The organism is Pseudomonas sp. ES3-33 (assembly GCF_000952175.1).
In the GTDB taxonomy this organism is placed as follows: domain Bacteria; phylum Pseudomonadota; class Gammaproteobacteria; order Pseudomonadales; family Pseudomonadaceae; genus Aquipseudomonas; species Aquipseudomonas gregormendelii.
The window spans coordinates 110,329-134,234 of sequence record NZ_JZRI01000046.1 but is presented as its reverse complement, the minus strand read 5'-3'; the positions used below and the strand labels follow the sequence as shown (position 1 = coordinate 134,234).

The 23,906-nt window shown below is 60.0% G+C and carries 25 protein-coding genes and 1 tRNA gene; 18 read left to right on the top strand and 8 right to left on the bottom strand.

Annotated elements, in window-relative coordinates; all coding sequences use genetic code 11:
- Both UB23_RS07880 and UB23_RS07875 read right to left on the bottom strand, forming a co-directional pair.
- Positions 1-459, bottom strand: coding sequence for a tripartite tricarboxylate transporter TctB family protein (locus UB23_RS07880; RefSeq protein ID WP_045058783.1), 459 nt, complete (start codon positions 457-459; stop codon positions 1-3).
- A 56-nt stretch (positions 460-515) separates the two neighbouring features.
- A complete protein-coding gene (locus tag UB23_RS07875) occupies positions 516-1,493 on the bottom strand; it encodes a Bug family tripartite tricarboxylate transporter substrate binding protein (protein WP_045058782.1) in 978 nt (325 codons plus the stop codon).
- A gap of 378 nt (positions 1,494-1,871) precedes the next feature.
- Here UB23_RS07875 and UB23_RS07870 point away from each other — a divergent pair, with 378 nt between their 5' ends.
- The gene (locus tag UB23_RS07870; RefSeq protein ID WP_045058781.1) at positions 1,872-2,543 is read left to right on the top strand and encodes a response regulator; all 672 of its coding nucleotides are present in this window, start codon (positions 1,872-1,874) and stop codon (positions 2,541-2,543) included.
- Positions 2,536-3,921, top strand: coding sequence for a sensor histidine kinase (locus UB23_RS07865; RefSeq protein ID WP_045058780.1), 1,386 nt, complete (start codon positions 2,536-2,538; stop codon positions 3,919-3,921). Before UB23_RS07870 ends, UB23_RS07865 begins: the two co-directional genes overlap by 8 nt.
- Before the next feature lie 38 nt (positions 3,922-3,959).
- Here the strand turns inward: UB23_RS07865 and UB23_RS07860 are convergent, their stop codons facing one another.
- Both UB23_RS07860 and ygfZ read right to left on the bottom strand, forming a co-directional pair.
- Positions 3,960-4,781 (bottom strand): HDOD domain-containing protein, encoded by an 822-nt coding sequence (locus UB23_RS07860; RefSeq protein WP_045058779.1) that lies wholly within the window; start codon positions 4,779-4,781, stop codon positions 3,960-3,962.
- Positions 4,782-4,819: 38 nt separating this feature from the next.
- Entirely contained in the window at positions 4,820-5,761 is a 942-nt protein-coding gene (ygfZ, locus tag UB23_RS07855) for a CAF17-like 4Fe-4S cluster assembly/insertion protein YgfZ (protein WP_045058778.1), read from the bottom strand.
- 149 nt (positions 5,762-5,910) lie between these two features.
- Here ygfZ and UB23_RS07850 point away from each other — a divergent pair, with 149 nt between their 5' ends.
- Both UB23_RS07850 and UB23_RS28355 read left to right on the top strand, forming a co-directional pair.
- On the top strand, positions 5,911-6,165 hold the full coding sequence (locus UB23_RS07850; protein ID WP_045058777.1) for an FAD assembly factor SdhE: 255 nt from the start codon (positions 5,911-5,913) through the stop codon (positions 6,163-6,165).
- On the top strand, positions 6,149-6,601 hold the full coding sequence (locus UB23_RS28355; protein WP_082069149.1) for a protein YgfX: 453 nt from the start codon (positions 6,149-6,151) through the stop codon (positions 6,599-6,601). Before UB23_RS07850 ends, UB23_RS28355 begins: the two co-directional genes overlap by 17 nt.
- Here the strand turns inward: UB23_RS28355 and nadB are convergent.
- Positions 6,570-8,186 carry an L-aspartate oxidase gene (gene nadB / locus UB23_RS07845; protein WP_045058776.1) on the bottom strand — a complete coding sequence of 539 codons (1,617 nt, stop codon included), beginning with the start codon at positions 8,184-8,186 and terminating at the stop codon, positions 6,570-6,572. The genes UB23_RS28355 and nadB overlap by 32 nt on opposite strands.
- A 559-nt stretch (positions 8,187-8,745) precedes the next feature.
- Between nadB and rpoE the strand changes: the two genes are divergently transcribed.
- The 4 genes from rpoE to UB23_RS07825 all read left to right on the top strand — a co-directional run bounded on the left by rpoE (position 8,746) and on the right by UB23_RS07825 (position 12,526).
- Entirely contained in the window at positions 8,746-9,327 is a 582-nt protein-coding gene (gene rpoE / locus UB23_RS07840) for an RNA polymerase sigma factor RpoE (protein ID WP_007944079.1), read from the top strand.
- Positions 9,328-9,358: 31 nt separating this feature from the next.
- A complete protein-coding gene (locus UB23_RS07835; RefSeq protein WP_045058775.1) occupies positions 9,359-9,946 on the top strand; it encodes a sigma-E factor negative regulatory protein in 588 nt (195 codons plus the stop codon).
- An 8-nt stretch (positions 9,947-9,954) separates the two neighbouring features.
- A complete protein-coding gene (locus tag UB23_RS07830) occupies positions 9,955-10,911 on the top strand; it encodes a MucB/RseB C-terminal domain-containing protein (protein ID WP_045058774.1) in 957 nt (318 codons plus the stop codon).
- Between the two features lie 181 nt (positions 10,912-11,092).
- Positions 11,093-12,526 (top strand): DegQ family serine endoprotease, encoded by a 1,434-nt coding sequence (locus tag UB23_RS07825; protein ID WP_045058773.1) that lies wholly within the window; start codon positions 11,093-11,095, stop codon positions 12,524-12,526.
- 77 nt (positions 12,527-12,603) lie between these two features.
- Here the strand turns inward: UB23_RS07825 and UB23_RS07820 are convergent, their stop codons facing one another.
- Positions 12,604-14,037 carry a M48 family metalloprotease gene (locus UB23_RS07820; protein ID WP_045058772.1) on the bottom strand — a complete coding sequence of 478 codons (1,434 nt, stop codon included), beginning with the start codon at positions 14,035-14,037 and terminating at the stop codon, positions 12,604-12,606.
- Between the two features lie 98 nt (positions 14,038-14,135).
- Here UB23_RS07820 and UB23_RS07815 point away from each other — a divergent pair, with 98 nt between their 5' ends.
- Together UB23_RS07815 and UB23_RS07810 are read left to right on the top strand one after the other, a co-directional pair.
- Positions 14,136-14,375 carry a sulfurtransferase TusA family protein gene (locus tag UB23_RS07815; protein ID WP_045058771.1) on the top strand — a complete coding sequence of 80 codons (240 nt, stop codon included), beginning with the start codon at positions 14,136-14,138 and terminating at the stop codon, positions 14,373-14,375.
- A gap of 32 nt (positions 14,376-14,407) precedes the next feature.
- A complete protein-coding gene (locus UB23_RS07810; RefSeq protein ID WP_045058770.1) occupies positions 14,408-15,478 on the top strand; it encodes an AI-2E family transporter in 1,071 nt (356 codons plus the stop codon).
- A gap of 89 nt (positions 15,479-15,567) precedes the next feature.
- On the opposite strand, the gene UB23_RS07805 is transcribed toward UB23_RS07810, so the two are convergent.
- A complete protein-coding gene (locus UB23_RS07805) occupies positions 15,568-16,041 on the bottom strand; it encodes a peroxiredoxin (RefSeq protein ID WP_045058769.1) in 474 nt (157 codons plus the stop codon).
- An 11-nt stretch (positions 16,042-16,052) separates the two neighbouring features.
- Entirely contained in the window at positions 16,053-16,613 is a 561-nt protein-coding gene (locus tag UB23_RS07800) for a glycine cleavage system protein R (RefSeq protein WP_045058768.1), read from the bottom strand.
- A gap of 326 nt (positions 16,614-16,939) precedes the next feature.
- Between UB23_RS07800 and dapA the strand changes: the two genes are divergently transcribed.
- From dapA to gltS, 8 genes are all read left to right on the top strand, one after another.
- The gene (gene dapA / locus UB23_RS07795) at positions 16,940-17,818 is read left to right on the top strand and encodes a 4-hydroxy-tetrahydrodipicolinate synthase (protein ID WP_045058767.1); all 879 of its coding nucleotides are present in this window, start codon (positions 16,940-16,942) and stop codon (positions 17,816-17,818) included.
- Positions 17,819-17,835: 17 nt separating this feature from the next.
- Positions 17,836-18,951, top strand: coding sequence for an outer membrane protein assembly factor BamC (gene bamC, locus UB23_RS07790; protein WP_045058766.1), 1,116 nt, complete (start codon positions 17,836-17,838; stop codon positions 18,949-18,951).
- 4 nt (positions 18,952-18,955) lie between these two features.
- Positions 18,956-19,714, top strand: coding sequence for an MBL fold metallo-hydrolase (locus tag UB23_RS07785; RefSeq protein ID WP_045058765.1), 759 nt, complete (start codon positions 18,956-18,958; stop codon positions 19,712-19,714).
- Between the two features lie 28 nt (positions 19,715-19,742).
- Positions 19,743-20,456 (top strand): phosphoribosylaminoimidazolesuccinocarboxamide synthase, encoded by a 714-nt coding sequence (purC, locus tag UB23_RS07780; RefSeq protein ID WP_008034929.1) that lies wholly within the window; start codon positions 19,743-19,745, stop codon positions 20,454-20,456.
- Between the two features lie 83 nt (positions 20,457-20,539).
- A tRNA-Ser gene (locus UB23_RS07775) sits at positions 20,540-20,629 on the top strand.
- Positions 20,630-20,862: 233 nt separating this feature from the next.
- Positions 20,863-21,588, top strand: a complete 726-nt coding sequence (locus UB23_RS07770) for an IclR family transcriptional regulator (protein ID WP_045058764.1) — start codon at positions 20,863-20,865, stop codon at positions 21,586-21,588.
- A 20-nt stretch (positions 21,589-21,608) separates the two neighbouring features.
- Positions 21,609-22,547, top strand: coding sequence for a formimidoylglutamase (gene hutG / locus UB23_RS07765; protein ID WP_045058763.1), 939 nt, complete (start codon positions 21,609-21,611; stop codon positions 22,545-22,547).
- 56 nt (positions 22,548-22,603) lie between these two features.
- Positions 22,604-23,812, top strand: coding sequence for a sodium/glutamate symporter (gene gltS / locus UB23_RS07760; protein WP_045058762.1), 1,209 nt, complete (start codon positions 22,604-22,606; stop codon positions 23,810-23,812).
- Positions 23,813-23,906 lie beyond the last annotated feature (94 nt).

Sequence of the window (23,906 nt, the reverse complement as noted above, 5' to 3'; positions counted from 1 at the left end):
TCAGTTCTCCAGAACGTCGAGCAGGCCCAGGGGCAACGGCACGTCCATCAACTTGTCGAACAGCAGGTAGAGACCAACGCTCATCAGCGTCGTCACCACGATGCTCGGCCACCAGCGACCGCCGTACAGGCGAGCCATCGGGATACCGATCAGGATGCTGCTGAGGATAAAGCCCAGCGGTTCGAACAGGCCGGCGAAGATCAGCAGCAGCACGATGCAGATGCCGATCTTGTTCAGGGTTTCGCGGTCGAGTTTGGGGTCATCGTCGCTGTGCACGATCGGCGTCGGACGGAACAGCATGTACAGCAGGCCCAAGCCCATCAGCCCGAGCATCAGCAGGGGAAAGGCCCGTGGGCCGACCGGCTCGTAGGAAAAAGCGGCCTGATATGGCCATGCCATCAGTGCCAGGCCGACGCAGGCCAGCAACAGCACCGCAGCAAAAATGCGTTGTAAGAGCATGGGAAACTCCTGGGCTGCGACCCCGGGGCGGGGTCGCAACCGCTAGACAAGGACGATCACTGGATCAGGCCGAACTCTTTGGCCAGCACTTTGTAGTCCGCGACCTGCTGCTTCACGTAGGTGTCCAGCTCGGGGCCGGTCATGGCGAAGGGGAAGAGTTCACGCTGATCGCGCAGCTTGGCGAACTCATCGGACGCCAGCAGTTTGTCGAAGGCGTCTTTCCACCAGGCGTAATCCTCGTCACTGACCTTCGGCCCGAGGTAGAAGCCGCGAACCACTGGCCAGACGATGTCGTAGCCTTGCTCCTTGGCGGTCGGAATGTCTTTCATTTCCGGCTCGTCCAGGCGCTTCTCGGAGAACACCGCCAACAGGCGCATGTCGCCGCTCTGGATGTGCGGCATGGAGTCGGAGATGTCGGTGCTGCCGACCTGGATATGCCCGCCCAGCAACGCCGTGGCGATTTCACCGCCACCTTCGAGGGCCACGTAACGCAGGTCGCGCGGGTTGATCCCGGCGGCCTTGGCGATCAGCGCGGTTTGCATCCAGTCCTGGCTGCCCACGGTGCCGCCGGAGCCGATCACTACCTTGCTCGGGTCTTTTTTCAGCGCCTGTACCAGGTCGTCGAGGGTCTTGTAGGGCGAATCGCTTTTCACTGCGATCGCGCCATAGCTGGTACCGACCGCCGCCAGCCAGCGCACCGCGCTCTCGTCGAAACGACCAAACTTGCCCTGGGCCAGGTTCAGCAGGGAACCACTTGACCACGCCACCAGCGTGCCGGCATCGGCCGGGCGCTGGGCAACCACCGCGTTGTACGCCACTGCGCCGACTCCGCCGGGCATGTAGGTCACGCGCATCGGTTTGCTCAGCAGTTTCTGGTTCACCAGGGCGCTCTGTACCAGCTTGCACGTCAGGTCAAAACCGCCGCCGGGCGAGGCGGGGGCGATGCATTCCGGGCGCTTGGGCTCGGCCATGATTTGTCCAGCAAAGAGTATGCAGCTGGCGGCGAGGGCGAAACGGCGCAGTGATCGATTCATAGGTGTCTCCAGGGGAGTTATTGTTTTTGGAATGATTCAGGCGAAGCAATTTCGCACCATGCAAATGGTGTTGATAAGCGTTGGGGAGCGAAGGATGGGACGAGACAGGTCAGCCTGGCGGCGTGTAGACGGCATGGTGCAGTACCTCGTTTATTGTTCTTATTGGCGAAAACGCTTCAAGGCGTTTTTCGGGAGCTACATTTCAAAGCAAGGGGGATGGTTTGCAGTCGAAACCATCCGTCGGCCGACTTTAACGGGCCAACCTTTCGCCAACCTTTCAGCGTGCTTTCACGGTTTTGCTGCTTCACAGCGCCGGATCGGGCTGTAAACTTCGCGCCAAAGAATGGCGTCGACCATCCCTGAATGAGGTAAAGATCCATGCGTGTTCTGCTCGTCGAAGACCACTTGCAGCTTGCCGAAAGTGTCGCCCAGGCGCTGAAAAGCACGGGGCTGACCGTGGACGTACTACACGATGGCGTGGCCGCAGACCTGGCACTGAGCAGCGAGGACTACGCCATGGCGATCCTCGACGTCGGGTTGCCACGCATGGATGGCTTCGAGGTGTTGGCGCGCCTGCGCTCCCGGGGCAAGAACCTGCCGGTGCTGATGTTGACGGCCCGTAGTGACGTCAAGGATCGGGTGCATGGCCTCAACCTGGGCGCCGACGATTATCTGGCCAAGCCCTTTGAGCTGACCGAGCTTGAGGCACGGGTCAAGGCCCTGCTGCGCCGCAGCGTGCTGGGTGGCGAGCGCCAGCAGACTTGCGGTGTGCTCTCCTATGACCTGGACACTCGACGCTTCACCCTCGCCGAGGAATTACTCACCCTGACCTCCCGTGAACAGGCGGTGCTCGAGGCGCTGATTGCCCGGCCGGGGCGGGTGATGAGCAAGGAGCAACTGGCCTCCCAGGTATTCGGCCTGGACGAGGAAGCCAGCCCCGACGCGATCGAAATCTACGTGCACCGCCTGCGCAAGAAACTCGACGGCCAGTCGGTCGCCATCGTGACCTTCCGCGGCCTCGGGTACTTGCTGGAAAGCCGCGATGCATAAGCCCAGCAGCCTGCGCTGGCGGTTGTTGTGGAACCTGGCGCTGTTGCTGGTGGTGTTGATGCTGGCCAGTGGATTGAGCGCTTACTGGAATGGTCGCGAGGCCGCCGATACGGCCTATGACCGCACCTTGCTGGCCTCGGCGCGAACCATCGCTGCGGGGGTCTCCCAGGTCGACGGCACCCTCAGCGCCGACGTGCCCTATGTGGCGCTCGATACCTTCGCCTACGACAGCGCCGGGCGAATTTTCTACCTGGTCAACGACATCAACCAGAAACTGATCTCCGGCTATGAAAACCTTCCTCCACCGCCCCCGGGGACCCCGCGCACCGACGATTACCCGGCCCTCGCGCGGTTCTACAACGCCAAGTATCAGGGCCAGAATGTTCGCGTGGTCAGCCTGCTCAAGCCGGTCAGCGAGCCGAACATGAACGGCATGGCGGAGATTCGGGTCGCGGAAACCGATGAAGCCAGGGTCGACATGGCCCGCAGCCTCGCGGCGGACACCCTGCTGCGCCTGGGCATGCTGGCAATCGGAGCGCTGTTGATGGTGTGGTTTGCCGTCAGCGCTGCGCTGCGGCCCCTGGAACGCTTGCGCACTGCCGTGGAAGAGCGTCAGCCGGACGATTTGCGGCCACTGCCACTGGTGGAGGTTCAGCACGAATTATGGCCGCTGGTGCGCGCGCTCAACCATTTCACCGAACGCCTGCGCGGGCAGTTCGAGCGCCAGGCGCAATTTATCGCCGATGCCGCGCACGAATTGCGCACTCCGCTGGCGGCGCTCAAGGCACGTTTGGAACTGGGCTTGCGGGCAACCGAACCGCAAACCTGGCGCAGCACCCTGGAAACCGCAGCCCAGGGCACCGACCGCCTGACCCATCTGGCGAACCAGCTGCTGTCACTGGCCAGGGTGGAGAACGGCGCCCGGGCGATCGCCGAGGGCGGTGCGCAGTTGCTCGATCTCAGCCAACTGGCCCGGGAGCTGGGCATGGCCATGGCGCCTCTTGCCCATGCTCGCGGGGTGGCGCTGGCCCTGGAAGCAGACGAACCGGTGTGGTTGCGCGGCGAACCCACGCTGTTGAACGAGCTGCTGAGTAATCTGGTAGACAACGCGCTGGCCCACACGCCATCGGGCGGCAATGTGATTCTGCGGGTCACTGCGCCGGCGGTGCTGGAGGTCGAGGACGATGGCCCGGGAATTCCCCTTGAAGAGCGTGAGCGGGTATTCGAACGATTTTACCGACGCAATCAGCAGGTCGCCGGGTCGGGACTGGGCCTGGCGATTGTCGGTGAGATCTGCCGTGCGCACCTGGCACAAATCAGTCTGCACGATGGCGAGCACTCGGGCTTGAAGGTTCGGGTGAGTTTCGTCGCGGGATAAAGGTTGCGCAGTGGCCCCAGGGTTACTGAGCACAAGGCTCAGTAAAACATCGACCGCGACTCTTCCAGATCCCTGCACAGCGTCTCGTTCTGCGGGTCAATCCCCATTTTCCGGAACGCCGGCACTTCAAGGGCATCGACTCGCGAGAGCGGGTGATTGCTGTTCTTGTGGCAGTACAAGCTGGCGACCTGCACCAGGTCGACATAGTCCAGGCGTTCGGAATCGCGCTGCAGATCCAGGTACAGCCGGGGAATTTGCACCAGCTTCTCGGGAAAATCCCAGACCTTGAGCAACTTTTCGCCGATCAGCGGATGGATCTGGTCGATGACGTGATTGAGGCTCACTGCGTCGGCCAGCAACTCATTGTGATCTTCGGCATACGTCAGGATCGGCAGCACGCCGATCTGGTGCACCAGCCCGCCAAGAGCGGCCTGGTCTGGCTTGAGTTGGGTATAGCGACGGCACAGTGCATAGCTGACGCCGGCGATTTCCAGGCTCTTGTGCCAGACTTCGCGCATTTTCTGCTCGACCACCTCGGAACGGGCGTTGAAGATCTGCTCCATGACCAGGCCAATCGCGAGGTTGCTGCTGTAGTTGACGCCCAGGCGGGTGATCGCCGTGTGCAGGTCAGTGACTTCCTGAGTGGCGCGCAGCAACGGGCTGTTGACCACCTTGATCAGGCGCGCCGACAACGCCGTATCGCGGCCAATCACCTTGCCGAGGGCACTGACACTGATTTCCGGGTCTTCGGCAGCCTTGCGAATCTGCAAGGCCACCTCGGGCAACGTAGGCAGAACCAGGTCATCGTTGTCGATGGCCGCAACCAAATCCTGTTGGACCTTTTCCGCCAGCTTGCTCATTTTGTCTATCCAGGAGGGTATTGCGAGAGGTGCTGCCTTTAGCGCTGGATTTCGCGGTCGCGATCCAGCTCGTAAGGTAGGTCAAGCAAGGTCAGGGCAGGCCCTTCGAGGCTGCCCAGGTGAACATCACCACCTTCCGCTGCTTCGGCCTGCAATACTGCCAGTAGTTCAATGTCTTGGCCTGCCTGTGCCGCGATCACCACTTCGCCTATGGCGCTGGCGTGGCTGGGGGAAAACAGCGGCGCGCCGGGCTCCGGCAATGCATCGCCAGTCAGTTGCAGGCGATACAGCCGGCGCTTTAGCTTGCCCAGGTACTGCATGCGCGCGACGATTTCCTGGCCGGTGTAGCAACCTTTCTTGAAACTCACCCCACCGATGGCTTGCAGGTTCAGCATCTGCGGGATAAACAGCTCGCGGGTGCCCGCCATGACCTGGCCAATCCCGGCGCGAATCTGGCCCAGCAGCCATTGATTGAGTTCGCCTTCAGCCAGTACGGCAGCCAGCTGTTGCTTCACGGCAGCGGCCTGATTGGCAGCCACCCAGAGTTCGGCGCGGTCAGGCGAAACCCTGATGGCGACGAGACCGCCGTGGCGCGCGACACTGTCGGTGACTGCCGGCAGGTCTAAACCCTGGGCGTTCAGTGCAGCGTCGCCATGCTCCAGGCCAAAGCGGACCCAGGCGGCGCTTTCGTCGGTCAATTTGGATTTGGAAAACACGGCGTATTTTTTAAGGTCCGCCAACTGCGGCTCCAGCAGTTCGCTCGCCATGGCCATGAGCACGCCGTCTCCTTCCAGCAGGATGCGGAAACTCGATTGCATCCGACCTTTTTGCGTGCAGCGCGCGCCCAGGCTGGCCTGGGTATCACTCAGGTAGTTGAGGTTGCAGGTCAACTGGCCTTGCAGGAATTTACTGGCGTCCGCGCCTCGGACCGCGAGTACGCCTTCGTGAGACAGGGTGCAAAAAAAAGCAGAATCGGCCATGAGTCATCGCAGGGTAAAGAGTCTGGAGGACATCATAAGGGTGTGCCCTCGAAATGGGTAGTTTACAAAAGCCTGATCGCGCCCGACCAAAGCCGAGTGTCCCGCCGGGCACGGGGCTGTATACTTGCGGCCTATTTGAGGAGCGCTCCATGGTCGAAAATGTTGAACTCAATCGCCTCTACTGGCACAGCCGCCGCGGCATGCTTGAACTTGACGTGTTGCTGGTGCCCTTCGTCAAAGAGGTTTATCCGCATCTGAACCAAGTCGACCGCGACTGCTACGTCCGGTTGCTCGAGTGTGAAGACCAGGACATGTTCGGCTGGTTCATGGAACGCGCTGAATCGGAAGACCCGGAGCTGCAGCGCATGGTCCGGATGATCCTGGATCGTGTCCAGCCCAAGTAACCTGTTTGAATGCCGCTGGCACGCCTCACGGCAGCTGCTGGCGGCCTATCTGCTGGCGCAGCTGCTCGCGCTGGTTTCGTTGTTCCTGCTCTCCATTCCACTCTGGGCCACTGCGCTTGGGGTGCTGCTGTGCGTGGCCCACGGTGCGTGGGTCTTGCCTAGGCAGATTCTGTTGAGTCATCCCCAGGCGTTTCGCGGGCTGCGTCGAGATGCCGATGGCTGGCAGTTGTGGAATGAGGCCAGGGGCTGGCAGCCGGTGCAGTTGCGCCCGGACAGCCTGGCGCTGCCACTGATCGTGGTGTTGCGCTTTCGCCTGCGAGGCGAGAGAAGGGTCCGATCAGTGTGCGTACCCCGGGATTCGCAGGCGGTAGATGTGCACCGCCGCCTGCGGGTGCGGTTGAGGTTCAGTCGACGTAGGTGGGCGGCACCAGAATAGTGTCCAGCGCCACCGGCAACAGGTTCGGGTAGTCGAGCGTGTAGTGCAGACCGCGGCTTTCCTTGCGTTCCATGGCCGAGCGGATCATCAGCTCGGCCACCTGGGCCAGGTTGCGCAACTCGATCAGGTCCCGGCTGACTTTATAGTTGCTGTAGAACTCGTCGATCTCATCAAGCAGCAAACGTACCCGGTGCTGGGCGCGCTGCAGACGCTTGTTGGTGCGCACGATGCCGACGTAGTCCCACATGAAACGGCGCAGTTCATCCCAGTTGTGCGCAATGATCACGTCCTCGTCCGAATCGGTGACCTGGCTGGCATCCCAGACCGGCAGGTCGATCGGGATCGACACTGCAGGCAGCTGTTTTAGAATGTCCGCCGCCGCTGACCGTGCGTACACAAAGCATTCCAGCAGCGAGTTGCTGGCCATGCGGTTAGCGCCGTGCAGCCCGGTGAAGCTGGTTTCGCCGATGGCATACAGGCCTGGGACATCGGTGCGACCGTGCTGGTCGACCATCACCCCGCCGCACGTGTAGTGCGCAGCCGGTACCACGGGGATCGGCTGTTTGGTGATGTCGATGGAGAATTCGAGGCAGCGTTCGTACACTGTCGGGAAGTGGCTCTTGATGAACGCTTCCGGCTTGTGGCTGATGTCCAGGTAGACGCAGTCCACCCCCAGGCGCTTCATTTCATGATCGATGGCCCGTGCCACGATGTCCCGGGGCGCGAGTTCGGCACGCGGGTCGAAACGCTGCATGAAACGTTCGCCGTTGGGCAGTTTCAGGTGCGCACCTTCGCCGCGCAGGGCTTCTGTCACCAGAAAGCTCTTGGCTTGCGGGTGATACAGGCAAGTCGGATGGAACTGGTTGAACTCCAGGTTGGCCACCCGGCAGCCCGAGCGCCACGCCATTGCAATCCCGTCACCGCAGGCGCCATCGGGATTGCTGGTGTAGAGGTAGACCTTGGCGGCACCACCAGACGCGAGGATCACAAACCGCGCACCGTAGGTGTCGACTTCCCCGGTGCCGCGGTTGAGCACGTAGGCACCCAGGCAGCGATCGCCGGCCAGGCCCAGGCGTTTTTCGGTGATCAGGTCGACCGCCACCCGCTGTTCCAGCAGTTCAATGTTCGGTCTTTGCCGGGCCTGGGCGAGCAGGGTGCGGAAAATTGCAGCGCCGGTTGCATCGGCGGCGTGGATGATGCGCCGATGGCTGTGACCGCCTTCGCGGGTCAAATGGAATTCAAATCCGCCATCTTCAGTGCCCGACTGCTCGTCACGGGTAAAGGGCACGCCCTGGTCGATCAGCCATTGAATGGCTTCCTTGCTGTGCTCGACGGTAAAACGCACGGCATCTTCATGGCACAACCCGCCGCCGGCGTTGAGGGTGTCATCAACGTGGGATTCGACAGTATCGGTATCGTCCAGCACTGCAGCGACCCCGCCCTGGGCCCAGAATGTCGAGCCGTTGGCGAGGTCGCCCTTGCTCAAAACGGCGATGCGCAAATCACCAGGCAAGGTCAGCGCCAGGCTCAAGCCTGCAGCGCCGCTGCCTATTACCAGAACATCGTGTTGAAACTGTTGGCTCATTTCAGAATTCCGCACAAAGCGACCCGAGTCGGGGTTGGCGCAAGACTCCGCAACGGCAAGTCAAGGCAGCCACACAGCCCACTAGTATATAGAGGGGGGGAGCGGCACAATAGCCGAGGCGGCATGGCATTGTGAAACTACGATGACAGGAAAAGTCGGACGCTTCGTCGGATGGTTTTTTCACCGGTTCGGCGACAGCATGACTGTATCGTGGATTTAACAGTCGTTTTCTGCTCGAATTCGCCCATTGCTGTTGGTGCAAGGCTATAAATAATTGGAACTTTTGCCAAAGTGCCAAGATCAATAGACCGTTGCCCGATTCAAGGGACAGTGTCGGCTTCAGTGCAGGATCTGTGTTCAGAGGCCTGCCACGTGAATCCGGCGACAAGATTATTCGCGCAGCCGGGTTGACCCGCGCTGCGCTTTTCGTGCGTGCCAAATCAGAGCCCGCAGGAAACTTGCTTGGAGGGGGAGAACTTTTGCGAAAAGCCCGAGTCTATGTTTGCAAGTCTGGTCGTTTAGTTATGCAAGCCTCCTTCGAGCTTATCGAGGAGTGTTCATGCTAACCCAGGAAGAGGATCAGCAGCTGGTCGAGCGCGTTCAGCGTGGCGACAAGCGAGCTTTCGATCTGCTGGTGCTGAAGTATCAGCACAAAATTCTCGGGTTGATCGTGCGTTTCGTGCACGACACCCATGAAGCCCAGGATGTGGCACAGGAAGCCTTTATCAAGGCGTACCGTGCACTTGGTAATTTTCGCGGAGACAGCGCGTTTTACACGTGGCTTTACCGCATCGCCATTAACACGGCGAAGAACTATCTGGTTTCACGCGGCCGCCGGCCGCCGGATAGCGATGTCAGTTCCGAAGATGCAGAGTTCTACGATGGCGATCATGGCCTGAAGGATCTCGAGTCCCCAGAACGCGCATTGCTGCGGGATGAGATCGAAGGCACCGTCCATCGGACCATCCAGCAACTGCCAGAAGATTTGCGTACGGCCTTAACTTTACGTGAATTCGATGGTCTGAGTTACGAGGACATTGCAGCAGTCATGCAATGTCCGGTGGGTACCGTGCGCTCCCGGATTTTTCGCGCTCGGGAAGCCATCGATAAAGCCCTGCAGCCGTTGTTGCAGGAAAACTAAAGACAGCGGCGACAGCCAAGAGAGGAACGCCATGAGTCGTGAAGCCCTGCAGGAATCGCTGTCCGCAGTGATGGATAACGAAGCGGACGAACTGGAATTGCGTCGGGTGTTGAATGCCTTCGACGATGTTGAAACCCGTGAAACCTGGGCTCGTTATCAAATCGCTCGGGCAGTCATGCACAAGGATCTGCTGCTTCCACGCCTGGATATTGCGGCGGCCGTCTCGGCAGCCTTGGCTGACGAAACCGTACCGGCAAAAGCCACCCGTGGTCCATGGCGTAGCCTGGGTCGCCTGGCAGTAGCTGCCTCCGTGACCGTGGCCGTTCTGGCCGGTGTTCGCCTGTACAACCAGGACGAGATCGCCGGTGTGGAATTGGCACAGCAGTCCAACCAGCCTGGCTTGGCCGTTCCTCAGGTCAAAGGCCCAGCGGTATTGGCAGGCTATAGTGAAAGTTCTGAAGCGAATGGCCCTATGGCCAATGGCGTGCTGCAAGGTCAGCCAGGCTGGCACGACCAGCGTCTGCCGACCTACCTGCGCCAACACGCTCAGGAAGCTGCGTTAAAAGGTACTGAAAGCGCACTGCCATACGCTCGTGCAGCAAGCCTGGAAAACCGTTAAGGAGGATCATGCGCGCCATACCTCTACTTTCGCTTCTGCTCAGTGGCTGGTTCATTGTTCCAGCCCACGCGGATGAAGCCCAGGACTGGTTGACCCGGCTGGGCCATGCCGAGCAGACGCAAAGCTTTAACGGTACTTTTGTCTACGAGCGTAACGGTAGTTTTTCTACCCACAACATCTGGCATCGTGTCCAGGATGGCAAGGTCCGCGAGCGTCTACTCCAGCTCGACGGCTCGGCTCAGGAAGTCGTACGTGTTGATGGGCGTACTCAATGCGTCAGCGGCACCCTGATTGCAGGGCTTGGGGAATCCTCCAAGTCTGCTGCTCGTGCACTTGATCCACAAAAGCTCAAGAACTGGTATGAAATTGCCGTGATCGGCAAATCGCGTGTGGCCGGGCGTCCAGCAGTGATTGTTGCGCTGACGCCGCGGGATCAGCATCGCTACGGTTTCGAGCTGCATCTTGATAAGGAAACCGGCCTGCCACTCAAATCATTGTTGTTGAATGATAAGGGGCAGTTGCTGGAACGCTTCCAGTTCACCCAGCTCAATACTTCCGACGTACCTTCCGACAGTGATTTGCAAGCGGGCGCCGACTGCAAGATGATTGTCGCCGATGGCGACAAGACTTCTGCAGCGAACGTTGCGCAAGCCTGGCGTTCGGATTGGTTGCCGCCTGGGTTTGAACTGGTCAGCAGCTCTGCACACAAGGATCTCCAGACGAAGACTCAGGTCAGCAGCCTGATGTATGACGACGGCCTGTCTCGATTTTCGGTATTCCTGGAACCTCTGAACGGTGCAACCGTGACTGACACACGCACGCAGTTGGGGCCTACTGTGGCGGTTTCGCGGCGCTTGACCACGCCTGAGGGCGAAATCATGGTAACGGTCGTCGGTGAGATTCCGATTGGCACCGCTGAGCGAATCGCGCTGTCCATGCGCACTGATGCCACTGCAGCCAAGTAGTGAGTCGATAGCGAAATGTTTCGTGAGCATTTCAGTTTGCAAAACACTCCAGAATTTTTTATAGGTCACAGCCTCTCGGCTCTGGCCTTGTTTGTTGTTCCCGGAACAAAAATACCGGCGTATCTTTCCCGGTGTTCCTTGCTCCATATCGCTTAATCATGCTCGTTGTAACGGGAGCCGTATGTCGATACCACGCTTGAAGTCTTACCTTTCCATTGTCGCCACTGTGCTGGTGCTCGGGCAGGCCGTCGCCGTACAGGCGGTCGAGTTGCCTGACTTTACCCAACTGGTCGAGCAAGCCTCGCCCGCTGTGGTCAACATCAGTACCACGCAAAAATTGCCGGACCGCAAAGTATCTGCCGAGGACATGCCCGACCTCGAAGGCCTGCCGCCCATGCTGCGCGAGTTTTTTGAACGCGGCATGCCGCAGCCACGCTCGCCGCGCTCGCCAAGGGGCGATCGCCAGCAGGCGCAATCCCTGGGCTCGGGGTTCATCATCTCGTCTGACGGCTACATTCTCACCAATAACCACGTGATCGCCGATGCCGACGAGATTCTCGTGCGGCTTGCCGATCGTAGCGAACTGAAAGCCAAGCTGGTCGGCACCGATCCACGTTCCGACGTGGCCCTGCTGAAGATCGAAGGCAAGGACCTGCCCGTTCTGAAACTGGGCAAGTCCCAGGACCTGAAGGCGGGCCAGTGGGTGGTTGCCATCGGTTCGCCGTTCGGCTTTGACCACACCGTGACCCAAGGCATCGTCAGCGCCATTGGTCGCAGCCTGCCGAACGAAAACTATGTGCCATTCATCCAGACCGACGTGCCGATCAACCCGGGTAACTCCGGTGGTCCGCTGTTCAACCTGAACGGTGAAGTGGTGGGGATCAACTCGCAGATCTACACCCGCTCCGGTGGCTTCATGGGCGTTTCGTTCGCCATCCCGATCGATGTGGCCATGGATGTGTCCAACCAGCTGAAAAGCGGTGGCAAGGTCAGCCGCGGCTGGCTGGGCGTTGTCATTCAGGAAGTGAACAAGGATCTTGCCGAGTCGTTTGGCCTGGATAAGCCGGCCGGAGCACTGGTTGCGCAGATCCAGGATGACGGCCCTGCTGCCAAGGGCGACCTGCGGGTCGGCGACGTGATCCTCACCATGAACGGTCAACCGATCGTCATGTCTGCGGACCTGCCGCACCTGGTGGGCGCGCTGAAGGCAGGTTCCAAGGCCAACCTCGAAGTGATCCGTGACGGCAAACGCCAGAATGTGGAACTGATCGTTGGCGCGATCCCGGAAGAAGGCAAAGAGCTGGAGACCCTGGCTAAATCCGGCGTCGAGCGCAGCAGCAATCGCCTGGGTGTCTCGGTAGCCGAGCTGACTGCCGAGCAGAAGAAAACCTACGACCTCAAGGGTGGCGTGATCATCAAGGAAGTCCAGGACGGTCCTGCTTCGCTGATCGGCTTGCAGCCCAATGATGTGATCACTCACCTGAACAACCAGGCGATCGGTTCCACCAAGGAGTTCACCGAGATCGCCAAGGCGCTGCCGAAGAATCGTTCGGTGTCGATGCGAGTCCTGCGTCAGGGTCGTGCCAGCTTCATCACCTTCAAGCTGGCGGAATAACACCGGTTGTTGGCTGAATGAAAAACCGCCTCGAGAGAGGCGGTTTTTTTATGTGCGCAGATTGATGCTCGGGCCGCTTAGCCCATCATGTCCTTGACCATTCGTTCCTGTTCCATCAGCTCACGCTGACGCGCATCGATGCGCGACGACAGCGGGAAGTTGCTGCCTGCCTTGCGCTTGGCGAAATCCAGTTGCTGGATGGCCTGGCGATAGTCGCCCACCAGTGCAAAGTACTCGGCACGCGCCTGGTGCAGGCCGATGATGTTGCCCGACAGGCCGCGGGTTTCTGCCACCTGGTACCACACGTCCGGATCATCAGGGCGGGACTTGAGCAGGCCTTCCAGCGCCTTCTCGGCGTCGGCTGCGCGGTTCTGTTTGAGCAGCAGGTCAACGCGCACCTGGTTCAGCGGGTAGTTGCCGGGGTACTGGGTAAGCATCCGGTCCACCCGCGCCTGGGCATCCGCCAGGCGATTGTTGGTGATGTCCAGGTCCACTTGCGCCAGGTTGTAGATGATCTCGTTGGGCGACTTGGCCAGCAGCAGCTTGAGGTTCTCCCGCGCTTCGTTCAGCTGGCCGCCCTTGATCTGGGCGATTGCCAGGCCATAACGGGCAACGTCGCTTTTCGGATTCTCTTCCAGCTGAGCACGAAAACGCTTGGCACCCAGGCCCGGGGTTTCTTCGTAAACCAGTTGCACGCGGGCACGAATCAGCTGGTAGCGCAGCGTATCTTCGATGCCGCCGGCTTTAGCCTGCTCGGCCCGGTTACGGGTATCGGCGATGCGCGATTCGGTGACCGGGTGAGTCAGGAGGAATTCCGGGGGCTTGGCGTCGAAGCGGTACTGGCGCCCCAGGCGTTCGAACATGCTGGGCATCGAGCGCGGGTCGTAACCGGCTTTTTCCAGATTGAGAATGCCGATGCGGTCGGCTTCCTGTTCGTTCTGGCGGGAAAAGCGGCGCTGTTCCTGGATCGCCGCCGCCTGGCTGCCAGCAATTGCGGCGATCCCGGCATCGCCGGCACCGGCTGCAGCGATCACGATCCCGGCCAGCAGCGCGGCCATCATGGGCACCTGCATGCGCTGTTGCGCTTCAACGCCACGGGCGAAATGGCGCTGCGACAAGTGAGCCAATTCGTGCGCGAGGACCGAGGCGTATTCGCCTTCGGTCTGGGCATTGAGGAACAGGCCACCGTTGACCCCGATAATCCCGCCGGGCGCCGCAAAGGCGTTGAGCTGCGGACTGTTGATCAGGATGAACTCCAGGCGCCGGTCATTCACCTGGCTGGTTTCCACCAGGCGATAAACGCTGGATTCGACGTAATCCTTGAGCTGCGGGTCGTTGAGTTGCGAGACCTGGCTGCGCAACAGGGCGAGCCAGGCGCGGCCCAGCTGGTATTCCTGTTGCGGCGAGACGATGGCAGAACTGGCGTCGCCGAGTGACGGCAGGTCGTCGGCGAAGCCCGGTGAGGCGAGCAGGCAAGCGAGCGTCAGCAGGGTAGGGCGCAGAAAGGTCATGCACAAAGCCTTAGTCGACAAAGACCTTACTGTAGCCGGACACTTGCCTTCGGACCAGATATTCTAAGCCGTTCAACCGCCAGACCCGGAGTGATGCAATGACTGAAGCTGTAGCCCATGATGCCGAGCTGGACGCCAGCGGCCTGAGTTGCCCGTTGCCGCTGCTCAAGGCCAAGCTCGAACTCAATCGCCTGGCCAGCGGCGCAGTACTCAAGGTCATCGCCACGGATGCGGGGTCGCAGCGCGACTTTCGCACCTTTGCCCGATTGGCCGGTCATACGCTGCTTCGCGAAGAAGATGAAGCAGGCGTGTACCGCTACTGGTTGAAAAAAGCCTGAACTGCGTTGGGTTCGTTTCTTAAGGATTTTTGATGTTCAAAGTGTTACGCGACTGGATTCAGCGCTATTTCTCCGACGAAGAAGCCGTGGTGCTGGCGGTGCTGCTGTTCCTGGCATTTACCGCAGTCCTGACCCTGGGCGGGATGCTCGCGCCTGTGCTTGCAGGCATGGTGCTGGCTTATTTGATGCAGGGCCTGGTGGTGACGCTAGAACGCCTGCGCGTACCCGGTGGCGTCGCGGTGGGCCTGGTGTTCGCGCTGTTCATGGGTGTGTTACTGGTGTTTATCGTCGTCGTGGTGCCGTTGCTCTGGCACCAGCTGATCACCCTGTTCAACGAGCTGCCCGGCATGCTCGCCAAATGGCAGTCGTTGCTGTTGCTGCTGCCGGAACGCTACCCGCATCTGGTATCGGACGAGCAGGTGTTACGGGCAATTGAAGTGGCGCGGGGCGAGATCGGTAATTTCGGCCAGTGGGCGCTGACGTTCTCGCTGTCCAGCCTGCCGCTGCTGGTGAACATCATGATCTACCTGGTCCTGGTGCCGATCCTGGTGTTCTTTTTCCTCAAGGACCGGGAAATGATCGGCGAATGGGTCCGCGGCTATCTCCCTCGGGAGCGGGCGCTGATCACCCGCGTGGCCCATGAAATGAACCGGCAGATTGCCAATTACATCCGCGGCAAGGTCATCGAGATTTTCATTTGCGGCGGCGCGACCTACATCGGCTTCGTGGTGCTGGGCCTTAACTACGCAGCGCTACTGGCGTTGCTGGTCGGCGTCTCGGTGGTAGTGCCCTACGTCGGCGCCGTGGTGGTGACGGTGCCGGTCTTGCTGATTGCGCTGTTCCAGTGGGGCTGGAGCGATCAGTTCATCTACCTGATGGCAGTCTACGGCATCATCCAGGTGCTGGACGGCAACGTGCTGGTGCCGCTGCTGTTCTCGGAAGCGGTGAACCTGCATCCGGTGGCGATCATCTGCGCGGTGTTGTTGTTTGGCGGGTTGTGGGGCTTCTGGGGGGTATTCTTTGCAATTCCCCTGGCGACGCTGTTCAAGGCCGTGCTGGATGCGTGGCCGCGCAAGGAGCCGGTGGTGGCGCCGCTGCTTTAAACTGTAAAAGATCGCAGCCTTCGGCAGCTCCTACAGGAGCTCGCAAATTTCTCTGTAGGAGCTGCCGAAGGCTGCGATCTTTTCAAGGGTCACGCTTTATTCAAGGCCTGAGCCGCCGCCAACACCGCATCCACATGCCCCGGCACCTTCACACCACGCCACTCCTGGCGCAGCACACCGTCCTTATCAATCAGGAAAGTGCTGCGATCCACCCCCATGTACTCCTTGCCATACAGCTTCTTCAGCTTGATCACATCAAACAGCTGGCACAGCGCTTCTTCCTTGTCGCTGATCAGCTCGAAGTTGAAAGCCTGCTTGGCCTTGAAGTTCTCATGGGACTTGAGGCTGTCGCGGGACACACCGAACACTTCGGTATTGGCCGCCTTGAACGCCTCGAGCTGATCACGGAAGCCCTGGCCCTGGGTCGTGCAGCCTGGCGTGCTGTCCTTGGGGTAGAAGTAGATCACCACCTGCTTGCCCTTGAGACTGGCGAGGTTGACGGTTTGCCCGCTGGTGGCGGGTGCTTCGAAGTCGGCAACCGGTTGGTCGATGGCAACGGCCATGAAAAGCTTCCTTACATTGGGTTCTGTGGGCGCCACGGTTCAATCAGTGCGTCCAGGTTCAGCGCATCGGCGAAATCCAGGAACTGATCGCGCAACCAGCTGATCTGCACGCCGGCAGGCAGGGTCACGGTAAATGTGGCGTTGAGCATGGTGCCGCCGGTCTGAGGCGCCTGATAGGTGTCGCAGGTGAGGTTTTCCAGCTCGACGTTATGGTCCATGAAGAACTGGCAGAGCTCGTTGATGATGTCCGAGCGATAGGCGGAGCTGACGTAGGCGACGTACGGCAGGGCCTGAGGACGATTCTCCAGGGCTGCGCTGCGCACTACGTTGACGGTGAAGGCGTGCTTCTTGGCCAGGCCCGACAGGCTGCCTTCGAGGCGAGCCAGGGCGTCCCAGCTGCCGGAGATCTCGAGGACCAACGCACTGCACTCGCCATGACGGGTCAGGCGAGAAGTGACCACGGCGCAGCGATTTTCATGGCTGGCGCGGCACAGGACGTTAGTCAGCTCCATAGGGTTGGCGCCGAGGGCACTGATGACAAGGAATTGTTCGCGAACTGTGGGGGTGGACATGCAGCATTCCTAAAGCGATGAGCGGTCGATACCTCAACGGGCTTTTTTACCGTGCACGAGCCTGCGGATGCGAATTCAGAAAACCCGATGGCAGGTTGCAACGTGCTCTATTGAGGCAAGAGCGAAGGGTGGCAACGCTGGATCGGGGCTTATGATGCCGAAAATGGAGGCTGGAACCCGGCGTACGAGCTTATCAGTACCGATCAAAGTCTGAAGGGTAGCGAAAAGCGGCGCCAAGGGGAATGGCAGCAGCGCAGTACTTCGCTTGTACAAGCATCTTGGCGCCAGTACCATTACCGCTCTCTTTTTCCGGCAGGAGCGGTTGCATGATTGCGGGCAGTATGGTGGCACTGGTCACACCCATGGATGCACAGGGTCGTCTCGACTGGGACAGCCTGAGCAAACTGGTGGACTTTCACCTGCAAAACGGCACCCACGCCATCGTGGCGGTCGGCACTACAGGTGAATCGGCCACCCTTGACGTGAACGAGCACATCGAAGTGATTCGTTTCGTGGTGAAGCAGGTTGCGGGGCGCATTCCAGTGATCGCCGGTACGGGCGCCAACTCGACGCGCGAAGCCATCGAGCTGACCACCAACGCGAAGACCGCGGGTGCCGACGCCTGCCTGCTGGTGACGCCGTATTACAACAAGCCGACCCAGGAAGGCCTGTACCAGCACTTCAAGGCCATCGCCGAAGCTGTCGACATCCCGCAGATCCTCTACAACGTGCCTGGCCGCACCGCGTGCGACATGCAGGCCGACACAGTGATTCGCCTGTCGACTGTGAAGAACATCATCGGCATCAAGGAAGCCACCGGCGACCTGTCCCGTGCCAAGGCCATCCTCGATGGCGTGAGCGAAGACTTCCTGGTGATCTCGGGTGATGATCCGACCGCCGTCGAACTGATCCTGATGGGCGGCAAGGGCAACATTTCGGTGACCGCCAACGTGGCCCCGCGCGCCATGGCCGACCTGTGCAATGCCGCTCTGAAAGGCGACGCCGTCACGGCCCGCGCCATTCACGAAAAGCTGATGCCACTCAATAAAACCCTGTTCATCGAATCCAACCCTATTCCCGTGAAATGGGCGCTGCATGAAATGGGCTTGATGCCGGACGGTATCCGTCTGCCGCTCACCTGGCTCAGCACTGCCTGTCACGAACCGCTGCGGCAGGCCATGCGCCAGTCCGGCGTCCTGGTTTAATTGAGGAAGTATTACGCATGAAGCGATTGGCCGGACTTTCCGCACTAGCCGTGATCATCTCCAGCACCAGTGGCTGTGGATGGGTCTGGGGCCCGGAAGGTTATTTCCGTGACCGTGGTAGCGATTACCTAGAAGCGCAACAGACTGCACCGATGCAACTGCCACCGGATGTCACCACCGCCAAGCGCCTGGACCCGTTGCTGCCGATCCCGCGCAACGTGGCCGATGACTCCGTCAAGGGCGAGTACGTCGTGCCTCGTCCGCAACCGCTGACCGCGGCGGCTGACGCCAGTGCCTACTCGTTGCAGAAGAGTGGTGATACTCGCTGGATCGTCGCGCAGAATCCACCGGCAGAAGCCTGGCCAGTGGCCGTGCAGTTCTTCCAGGACAACGGCTTCCGCCTGGACGAACAGCGCCCGCAAACCGGCGAATTCACCACCACCTGGCAGCATTCCGACGAACTGTCCGCCGCCATGGCCAAGCGCCTGAGCGCTGCCGGTGTCGGCAGCGACAGCGAAACCCGCGTGCGGGTGCGCATCGAGCCGGGCGTGCAGCGCAATACCAGTGAAATCTACGTGGTCAGCGCCGAACGTCCTGCGGGCAGCACTGCCGATGTCGAGTTCACCAACCGTTCGGTCAACACCGGCCTGGACGCGGCACTGGTCGACGACATGCTCGCGAGCATGAGCCGTATCTCCGAGAAGGGCGGTTCGGTCTCCATGCTGGCTTCGCGTGATTTCGATACGCCAAGCCGCGTCAGCCTGAGCGAAGACGGCAGCGGCAACCCGGTCCTGAACATCGGCAACGACCTGGACCGCGCCTGGTCGAGTGTCGGTCGTGCGCTGGAACAGGGCGAATGGCGAGTTGAAGACATCAACCGCAGCCTGGGCCTGTACTACATCAACCTGGCTGAAAAGGCCGAGAAGAAAGACGACAAGCCTGGTTTCTTCAGCAGCCTGTTCGGCAGCGCGCCGAACAAGGAAGAAGTTGAAGCCCGCGCCGAGCGTTATCAGGTTCGCCTGAGCAAGGTGGGTGAAAACGTCCAGGTCACCGTCGAGAAGAACATCAACACCGTGGCGCCAGCTGATGTGGCGCGCAAAGTGTTGAGCGTGATTCAGGACAACCTGGGCTGATCTCATGCGTTTTGCCGTTCTCGGCAGCGGTAGCCAAGGGAACGGCACGCTGATAGCCAGCGCTGATACGTATGTGCTGGTGGATTGTGGTTTCTCCCTGCGGGAAACCGAAAAACGCCTGTTGCGCCTGGGTGTGAACCCGGCGCAGCTGAGCGCGATACTCGTGACCCACGAACATGCCGACCACGTGCATGGCGTGGGTTTGCTGTCTCGGCGCTACAATCTGCCGGTCTACCTCAGTCGCGGTACCCTGCGCGGGATGCGCAAACCCATTGAACCTGCTGGCCTGCTGGCCGGCGGCGAGCAACTGCAGATCGGCGCACTGAGCATCGGCGTCATTGCCGTGGCCCATGATGCACAGGAACCGACGCAGTACGTGTTCAGCGATGGTGAGCGGCGCTTCGGCCTGCTGACCGACCTGGGGTCGTACTGCAACAGGGTGCTGGATGGCTACAAGGACCTCGATGCATTGATGATCGAGTCCAACCATTGCCGTGACATGCTGGCTCGCGGTCACTACCCGTACTTTCTCAAGCAGCGGGTGGGCGGCGAACTGGGACATTTGAATAACCACCAGGCGGCATTCCTGGTGTCCGAGTTGGGCTGGCAAGGCCTGCAACACCTGGTCCTGGCCCATCTGAGCAGCAAGAACAACCTGCCGCAGCTGGCCCGGCAATGTTTTGTCGACACCCTCGGGTGCGACCCGGACTGGCTGCAACTGGCCGATCAAGATTCAGGGCTCGACTGGCGACACATCGCCTAGCCCACCTACTTAGCAAGCGGAGCCCATCATGGAAAAACGTGAAGAACTCTACCGCGGCAAAGCCAAATCGGTTTTCAAGACCGACGACGCTGACCGCTTGATCCTGCTGTTTCGTAACGACACTTCGGCGTTCGACGGCAAGCGCATCGAACAGCTCGACCGCAAAGGCATGGTGAACAACAAGTTCAACGCCTTCATCATGCAAAAACTCGAAGCCGCCGGCGTGCCGACCCAGTTCGACAAGCTGCTGGGCGACAACGAGTGCCTGGTGAAAAAACTCGACATGATCCCGGTCGAGTGCGTCGTGCGTAACTACGCCGCCGGCAGCCTGGTCAAGCGCCTGGGCGTCGAAGAGGGCATGAAGCTCAACCCTTACACCTTCGAACTGTTCCTGAAGGACGACGCCAAGGGCGACCCGTTCATCAACGAATCCCACGTGGTGGCTTTCGGTTGGGGCACCGCCGAGCAACTGGTTCGCATGAAAGAACTGTCGCTCAAGGTCAACGAAGTCCTGAGCAAACTGTTCGACGACGCCGGCCTGCTGCTGGTCGACTTCAAACTGGAATTCGGCGTATTCAGCGACGGCTCCATCGTCCTGGGCGACGAGTTCAGCCCGGACGGCTGCCGCCTGTGGGACAAGGCCACCGGCAAGAAAATGGACAAGGACCGCTTCCGCCAGGGCCTCGGTGACGTCATCGAAGCCTACGAAGAAGTCGCCAACCGTCTGGGCGTACCGCTTTAATCGACGCAAGCATCTGATACCACAGAAATATTTCGCTTAGGGGCTTCGCATCCGGCGAAAGTGTTGTTATGATGCGCGCCGTTGGAGAGATGCCAGAGTGGCCGAATGGGACGGATTCGAAATCCGTTGTACCTTCACCGGTACCTAGGGTTCGAATCCCTATCTCTCCGCCATTACATAGAAAAAGCCCCGTAGCTGAGAAGTTACGGGGCTTTTTTGTTTCTGATGGTTTTTGTTCTCCTGTCCCCTCCCGCTATGTTCTTCGCTCCCACGTTTTTATGGCTGCAAGAATGCGAATGAGCGACCGCTGATCGTTATATGGCCGATTGTTCCCACTCAGTGGGAAACCTGTTTCAGTTAATGAGAAACATCGTGCCACCATGCAGGCAATAGCATGGGGCCAACAATGAACTACAACACGCCAACCGATCGCTTGCTGCAAATCCTCGTAACCTTGGGGCAGTCCGGTGAGGCGATCTCCGCCAAAGAGCTGTCCGAGCAGCTGGCCCAGCCGCTCAGCAGCATCTATCGCCATCTTAAAACCCTCCTGCGCTGGGGCCTGGCCGAAGAAAACGGCCACGGCCGCTACTTGCCGGGGCCTGCCTGTTTGCAACTGGCCAAAAAGTTCGACCGCGAAGCGGTGTTGGTGACGTTGGCCAAGCCCGAGCTCAAGCGCCTGGCCGAGCAAACCCAGGAAAGCGTTGCGTTAATGGTGCCCAGTAACGGTCAGGCCATTTGCATTGAGCTGATCGACAGCCCGCAACCGCTGCGCTGCTGCTACCAAAAGGGGTTGGCGCAACCATTGCTGGTGGGCGCTTCGGCGCGGGTGTTGCTGGCGCACATGGATGAGGCGCAAAGCCTGTCGGCGCTGCTGGCCCAAGGCGTCGACAGCGGCGAAGTTGCGACCTATCAGCGCAGTTTTGCCGAGATCCGGGCTGCCGGTTACGCCGTGAGTCAAAGTGAAATCGACGACGGCATCTGGGGGGTTAGCGCGCCTTTGATCGACAGCCGCGACCGCCTGCAAGGCGCTATCAGCCTCATGGCCCCTGCCTTCCGGGCTCAACAGCGCACTGAACGCCTGATCCGCTGGACCCGTGATGTGGCGCTGCGTCTGAGCGCCCGGCTCGACTGAATTTGACTGGAGTTTCAAACATGACCGTTGTTCCTGACATGCCATTGTGGACGGGTCGCATTGACGACGCCGAAGGGCAAGGCGCGCTGCGCTGGCACCAATGGGTCAAACCCTTTGCGCAAAACCAGCCTGCGGGTGTCGCACTGGTTGGTTTGGCCTGTGATGAAGGGGTCAAACGCAACCAGGGCCGCACCGGTGCACGCCAAGGCCCGACAGAACTGCGCAAGGCTTTAGCCAACCTGGCGTGGCACGGCCACGCGCCGCTGTATGACGCCGGCGATGTGAGTTGTACCGACAGCAACCTCGAAGGCGCACAGCAGAGCTACGCCCACCACGTCAGCGAGTTGCTCGACCAGGGACATTTACCGCTGGGGCTGGGTGGTGGCCATGAAATCGCTTTTGCAAGTTTTAGCGGTCTGGCCGATCACTTGCGCAAACGCACGGCGAAGGCCCGTATCGGTGTACTTAATTTCGACGCGCATTTTGACTTGCGCCTTGCCGAACAAAGCAGTTCAGGCACTCCTTTTCGCCAGATCGCCGAGTATTGCCAGCGCGCTGAAATGCCCTTCACTTACGGCTGCCTGGGTGTTAGTCAGCTCAACAATACTCAGGCACTGTTCGAGCAGGCGCAGCGGCTGAATGTGCGTTTTCGCCTCGACCGTGAGATGAACAGCTGGGACGTTACCGCCTGCGAAAGATTCATCGATGATTTTTTGCAAGACGTCGATTACCTCTACATGACCATCTGCCTCGATGTTCTGCCCGCTAGCCAGGCGCCCGGCGTCAGTGCGCCGTCTGCCCATGGCGTGGACATGCAAATCGTCGAGCATCTGGCGCGCTATGCCAAAGCCAGCGGTAAATTGCGCATGGCCGACATCGCCGAACTCAACCCCAGCCTTGATATCGAAAACCGAACCGCCCGCATTGGCGCGCGTCTGCTCGCAAGCCTGATTGATTAAGTTTTCGAAAATCCTTGAAACCACTTGTTAAATCATAAGAAAAAGAGAAATTCGCCATGCTGACATTCGAACTGGATGCGCTGAGTACCCTTGCTCTCGCGTTGCTTCTCCTGGGCTTGGGTGCACAACTGAAAAAACGCAGTTACTGGCTGCGCCAACTGTGTGTTCCCGCACCGGTGATTGGCGGCTTTGGTTTTGCCCTGCTGATTTGGCTGCTACGCAGCCAACAGTGGCTGAACCTGACCCTCGACACCAGCTTGCAAACCCCGTTGATGGTGGCTTTCTTTACCACTGTCGGCCTGGGCGGCAGCCTGGGCTTGCTGCGTAAAGGCGGCAAGTTACTGTTTATCTACCTGGGGGCGTGCTGGGGCTTGGCGCTGGTGCAGAACGTAGTCGGCGTAAGCGTTGCCAAACTGTTGGGTATTGATCCGTTACTGGGGATCATGGCCGGTGCGGTGTCCCTGGAAGGCGGTTTTGGTGCGGCGGCGGCTTTCGGCCCGATTGCTGAAAACCTCGGTGCCGTCGGCGCGACTACTGCGGCGCTGGCGGCCGCGACCTTTGGTATGGTGGCGGGCGGTTTGTTGGGTAGCCCGCTGGCGCGCTGGTTGATTGAGCGCAACAAACTCACGGTTAAAGCGGAAGCGGTGGGCAGCCTCAAGGCGTTCGAAGACGTGGTCCATAACCCGCCTGCCGCGCTGGATGCACCGACCCTGTTGCGCTTGTTGACCTGCATCGTGGTGATCATGGTCCTGGGTTTCTGGCTGGGCACCAGCTTGCAGCAGCACTTGGGCATTGTGTTGCCCAGCTATGTGGGCGCGATGTTTGTGGCGATTATTTTGCGCAACCTCAATGACCGCAGCCAGGCGATCGACATGCCGGACCATGCTGTCAGCACCATTGGCGACGTGTGTTTGGGCATGTTTCTGACCATGGCCATGATGAGCCTTAAGTTCTGGGAGCTGGAAAAGCTGGGATTGCCGCTGCTGGTGATCCTGGTGGTACAAGTGGTGATCATGATTTTGCTGTGCGTATTCGTTTTGTTCCGCCTGTTTGGCCGTAACTACGACGCTGCCGTCCTTTGCGCAGGCTTCATGGGGCACGGGCTGGGCGCTACACCCAACGCCGTGGCCAACATGGGGGCTATCTGTGACCACTACAAAGTGTTCTCGTATAAAGCCTTCATCATCGTGCCGTTGTGCGGCGCCGTGCTGATCGACATTGTGGCCATCCCGATGATCACCTGGTTTATCAACGCCTTCAGCTAGAGGGCTGTCTCATTTGGACTGAGCGGGTGAAGTGCGTAACCTCCAGTCGATTTGGAGCAGCGGATGAGCCGCCATCGGCTATTTAATGATGATT